6 protein-coding genes are annotated in these 4,794 nt (G+C 21.7%); 1 reads left to right on the top strand and 5 read right to left on the bottom strand.

Annotated features, from left to right (window positions below):
• Nucleotides 1-409: 409 nt before the first annotated feature.
• The 5 genes from BST80_RS04120 to BST80_RS04100 all read right to left on the bottom strand — a co-directional run bounded on the left by BST80_RS04120 (nt 410) and on the right by BST80_RS04100 (nt 3,687).
• Nucleotides 410-760 (bottom strand): hypothetical protein, encoded by a 351-nt coding sequence (locus tag BST80_RS04120; protein WP_415746092.1) that lies wholly within the window; start codon nt 758-760, stop codon nt 410-412.
• A 19-nt stretch (nt 761-779) separates the two neighbouring features.
• Nucleotides 780-1,511, bottom strand: a complete 732-nt coding sequence (locus tag BST80_RS04115; protein ID WP_415746091.1) for a type IV secretory system conjugative DNA transfer family protein — start codon at nt 1,509-1,511, stop codon at nt 780-782.
• On the bottom strand, nt 1,474-2,223 hold the full coding sequence (locus tag BST80_RS04110; RefSeq protein ID WP_415746090.1) for a type IV secretory system conjugative DNA transfer family protein: 750 nt from the start codon (nt 2,221-2,223) through the stop codon (nt 1,474-1,476). The genes BST80_RS04115 and BST80_RS04110 overlap by 38 nt, the downstream gene beginning before the upstream one ends.
• 359 nt (nt 2,224-2,582) lie before the next feature.
• Complete coding sequence (locus BST80_RS04105) at nt 2,583-3,182, bottom strand: plasmid recombination protein (protein WP_415746089.1); 600 nt, start codon at nt 3,180-3,182, stop codon at nt 2,583-2,585.
• Between the two features lie 16 nt (nt 3,183-3,198).
• Nucleotides 3,199-3,687, bottom strand: coding sequence for a hypothetical protein (locus BST80_RS04100; RefSeq protein ID WP_415746088.1), 489 nt, complete (start codon nt 3,685-3,687; stop codon nt 3,199-3,201).
• 520 nt (nt 3,688-4,207) lie between these two features.
• Here BST80_RS04100 and BST80_RS04095 point away from each other — a divergent pair.
• Nucleotides 4,208-4,339 (top strand): hypothetical protein, encoded by a 132-nt coding sequence (locus BST80_RS04095; RefSeq protein ID WP_415746087.1) that lies wholly within the window; start codon nt 4,208-4,210, stop codon nt 4,337-4,339.
• Nucleotides 4,340-4,794: the final 455 nt, after the last annotated feature.

The raw sequence follows: 4,794 nt of genomic DNA, 5'->3' as shown, positions 1-4,794 counted from the left end.
TATCTTTTTAAAAATATTTACAATTATTTTAATAGGTTATGCAAGAAGTCTAATATATTGGTAATAAAGAAATATTTGATAATACAATTTTTTCAATAACAACTAAAAAACAAGAAAATTTAGGTAAAAAAGCATTAAAAAAACCAAAAAATAAAAAATAATTTAACATACTATAAGGGGATAATTACCTTAATTTTAATAGTTATTTGTTAAATAACTTTATTACTTTTTCTCATTTAGGTAGAGTTTCCCCTAGGTACGGTTTAATTAATCACTTGTGACTACTCTTCTGACCCATGTAGTACTAATTTAATTAGTTGATTAACCTTACAGATATCCTCCCACTTCGTTTATTTTTTAGTGTTCCAGCTTGACCACTTTGTGAAATCTTACTATTTATAAAAAATAATTATTCCTTTTCACAATAATTATTGGTTTCTTGTCTTTTGATTAATTCTATTTCAAGGTTTTTGATTTTTTGTAAAAGTAAATTTATTATTGTTTTACTTTGAATAGATTTGTAATTTGTATTTTCATACTCTCTTAATTGCATTTTTAAATTATTAATATTTGTTGTAATTTCTTCTGTTGCTAAATCAGCAAAGTCATTAGTTTCATTTTCTTTCATTTCTTTTTTGTTATTTTTAATATCATAAAAATATTCTTTATTGAAATTGATATATTCAATATCTTTTAATTGAAATGTGTTTGTTTTTTCTAATAAATTTAAATCTTTTCATAGCTTTAAAGTTATTTTCATTGGGTTATAGCGTGATATTTTAACAATTCCTTGTTCCTTGTCCTTGTTTTAAATTTGCAAGCTCACTAGTTAACATTAACGGATGGCTTTTTAAATTTTTTGAAACACTAATATTGCTTTTATTTTCATTAATACTAATTTGTTCTATTGTTTTTGTTTCAAATAATTCACTATAATATTTTATTGTTTCTAAATCGTTAGTATGTAAGAAAATATGCATCTCACAGTTATTTAAAATAATTTTTGCTATTGTATCACCATAATTTAATTTTAATTGGTTAATATCTTGTAAAATAAATTGAAAAAATATGTTTCTGCTGCGAGAAATACTAACTCATTTTTCAATGTTATTTATTTTTGTTAAATTAGCAAATTCATCTAAAATAAAATATACTGATTTTTCTAGTTTTTGTTCGATTGTTTCACTTGCTTTATTTGTTAAAAATTGATAAATTTGATTAATTAATATTGCTATTAATTTATAGTAATTATCATTTTCGTCACTAAATATAATGTATAAAACTGTTCGATATTCGATAAAATCATTGTAATTAATATAATTTTGGGATGTTAAATTACGAATAAAATCATTGTTAAATATTTCTAAACTTTTTGCCACAGTCATTAAAATAGCATCTAGTGTTCTATTTTCTTTACTATCAATCAAAACTTGGCTTGCGGTTATTTTGGCAATGCTGGTATTTTTTCGATTATTAAGTCATTCAACTAGATCTTTTTTTAAGACTAGCAATGGCAGCAACAGACGCCATATTAAATTTGTTTAAAAATAATTCTTGGTTTAAATTTTCTTCGATTTCTGTTGTTAAATTATTTTTGCTTATTTTATCTTCATAATCTTCTAATATTGCCAAAATAATTCCTTGAATAATCATGCTTGCTGAATTATTTCAAAATTTATTTTCAATATTTTTGTCAATTAACATACGACTAAGTGATCTAATTTTATCTTGATATTTTATTTTTCACTTTATTTTTTCTTTTTTGTTATTGGTCATTAACATTTTAATAAAGTCGTCGTAAATTAGTTTTAGTGGATTTCAAGTATTTCCTTTCTCTAAATTACGAAAATCAATAACTTTTATTTTATAACCATTTTCTGCTAAAAATCCACTGGTTAAATTGTATAATTCTCCCTTGGGGTCGGTTATAATCATATTTGGTTTAGTGGTTGATTTCCCGTTTAAATAAATTGTTGGCAATACTATTCCTTGTGTTTTTCCGCTTGCTGTTGAGCCAACAATAACACTATGAATATTATTTTTTAAGTTAAACAATAAATCTTTTTTGTTTTTATTACAGTTAAAAACAAAACCAGTATTTTTATAATTATCTTTGATATTAACTTTATCACTAATATCATCAATTTCTTTTATACTTAATCATTTACTATCCCCAAAATCTATTTTATCAGTTGTTTTAATTGCAGTTTCTTTACTTTTCACTTTACTAAATAAAACAAAATAAAAAAACCAGCAATAAAAACCTAAGCTTAACCCAAGTGTTATTAATAATCCGTATTTATTTTTAATTATATAATTTCATCAGGATAATATTTTAAATTGCTTAATTTCATTTATAAATATTGTCATTTCTTTTCAATTAATAAAAATTGAATAACCTATTTCAAATAATGTTAAACAAAAAATAAAAATGATTGGAACAAAACATGCACCAATTAATAAACTTATTTTTTTTCTTTTTAATTTTATTTCACATATTTTTATAACTCTCTTTCTATACTACTCACTAAATCATAACCTTTTTGCATAATAGGATTAATTTTAAAAACCATTTCATTAAATTATTGTTCAATTAAACTCATATTTTTAAAATCTGATTCTTTTGCACTAGGAATTGTGGTGATAATTTTGTAGTATTTTATTTTTTCTGCTAAATCTAAATATTTAGTTAATTGGTTTATTTCATAATCTGTAAAATTATTTTCATATTTTAAATATTGTTTAATTTCATAAATTAAACTATCATAATCATCACTGATGCTTTTAATTTTGTTAAATTCTTTAACATTGTTTTTCGTAGATCTGTACTCATCAAATAGATTATTAATTTCATTTTCTAATTTATTTCGTTCAAATTCTTTAACTTGTCGAAAATTCATAGTGTTATAACTACCTTTACCACCAATTTCATCAGGTTCTATTTCATAACCTGCTTTTGTTAAATAATTAGCATGATAATTATTAAATTTTTGTAGTTGTTTTTTGCCCCCAAAAATACGATTATTACTAATTATGTATCTTTCTTCATTGAGTTTTTTTGAAAAAACTTTACTAATTGGAATAAAACCAAAATGAATATGGGGTGTTGTTTCGTCCATATGAACTGTTGAATACAAATACCCCATATCTGTTTTAAGATTATTTTTCATTCATTGTTTCATAAAATTTATTTCAATATTAACTCATTCATTGATTTAATTTATAATAATTTATACTTTCAGGAATTAATTGTCCCATTTTACGCGTATCTATTTTTTTGTCCCATACTTGAATATCTGTAAATTGACATATTCCCATTTTTTCAAATCATTCTTGTCTTGTTGCTGGCAAAACAACTTCTATGTAAGTATTGTGTTTATTACAAAAATCTTTAAAAGTTGATTTTTGTGCTTCACTATATTTTTGTTGTTGCTTATTTCAATCTTCTTCTATATTTTTTAATAATTCAAATCTTTTATTATTTGTTAACTCAAAACCTTTATCATTTATAATTTTTTCTTTTTTATCACCAACATAATAAAAATTATATTTTGTAAATTCAGGATTAACATTTTCAGGTACTTTAATTCTAAAATTATGTCGTATTAATTTATCAACTGTACCACTTTTGTATTTTTTAAAAGTTGCAATGGGTGGTGATGACTTAAATTTATTTTCTTTTTCCATCTTTTTATTTTCCTTTTTTGGAATTTTTTTTCTTTAAAATTTATTAAATTTAAAAAGCTAAAATTATTACTCATCATACATTTTGGCTTTGCCAAAATATTTCAAAAATTTCATTTTTATTTTGTCTAATTAATAATCTTTTTTTAGAAATTTATTACCATTAAAATATTTTAAATTTTCTTGATATATTTGTTTTAGTTCTGCTTTTTTAATTAAAACTTGCCTATCCATTTCTAATAAAAAAGGGTGGATTTTTTTAAACTAATCTCACCCTCAATTTTTTCATCTTTATTTTTAATATAAAAGTTTTGATTTTTAAAAATTGTAATAAAACAATAATCTTTGTTATATTGTAATTTAAAATATTTGCTATTTATATTAATGCTTGCATAAGGATACAATAAATTTTTTATCCTTAACTCAATTCATTTATTGCCTTTAATAGACTTCTTGCATAACCTAGTTATTTTAAAATTCCTATAAAATATATTTAAAATAGAAATTATAGGAATCTAAAATTATGAAATTTGATAAATTTGATTTTATTAATGATAAAGAATTATTCCGATTAACAGGAATAAAACAAGCCACTTTTAATAAAATCAAATTTATCAAATTTCATAATTTTAGATTCCTAGAATTTCTATTTTAAATATATTTTATAGGAATTTTAAAATAACTAGGTTATGCAAGAAGTCTATTAATTAAATAAACTCGGTTAGTTTTTTCACTTAATTGTTTTAAATTATAAGTTGAATAAACTAATTCACTTGTTGGTTTACCATCCTTAGTTAAAACAGTACCTTTTAATTTATCAGTTAATAAAGTTGTAAAACCTAAACTAGTAGCATTTGCACCAAAAATAGCACCAACTTTATCATTTCCTTGTTCTCTAAATATTTCAAATGGTAAATAACCTTTACCTTTTGATTTTTCAGACCAAAAAGTATCATTAGACTTATTGCATAACCTAGTTATTTTAAAATTCCTATAAAATATATTTAAAATAGAAATTCTAGGAATCTAAAATTATGAAATTTGATAAATTTGATTTTATTAATGATAAAGAATTATTCCGATTAACAGGAATAAAACAAGCCACTTTTA

The organism is Spiroplasma sp. Moj, assembly GCF_016082285.1.
GTDB lineage: Bacteria > Bacillota_I > Bacilli_A > Mycoplasmatales > Mycoplasmataceae > Spiroplasma > Spiroplasma phoeniceum.
The sequence above is the reverse complement of the archived record's forward strand: the minus strand, read 5'-3'. Positions and strand labels throughout refer to the sequence as shown.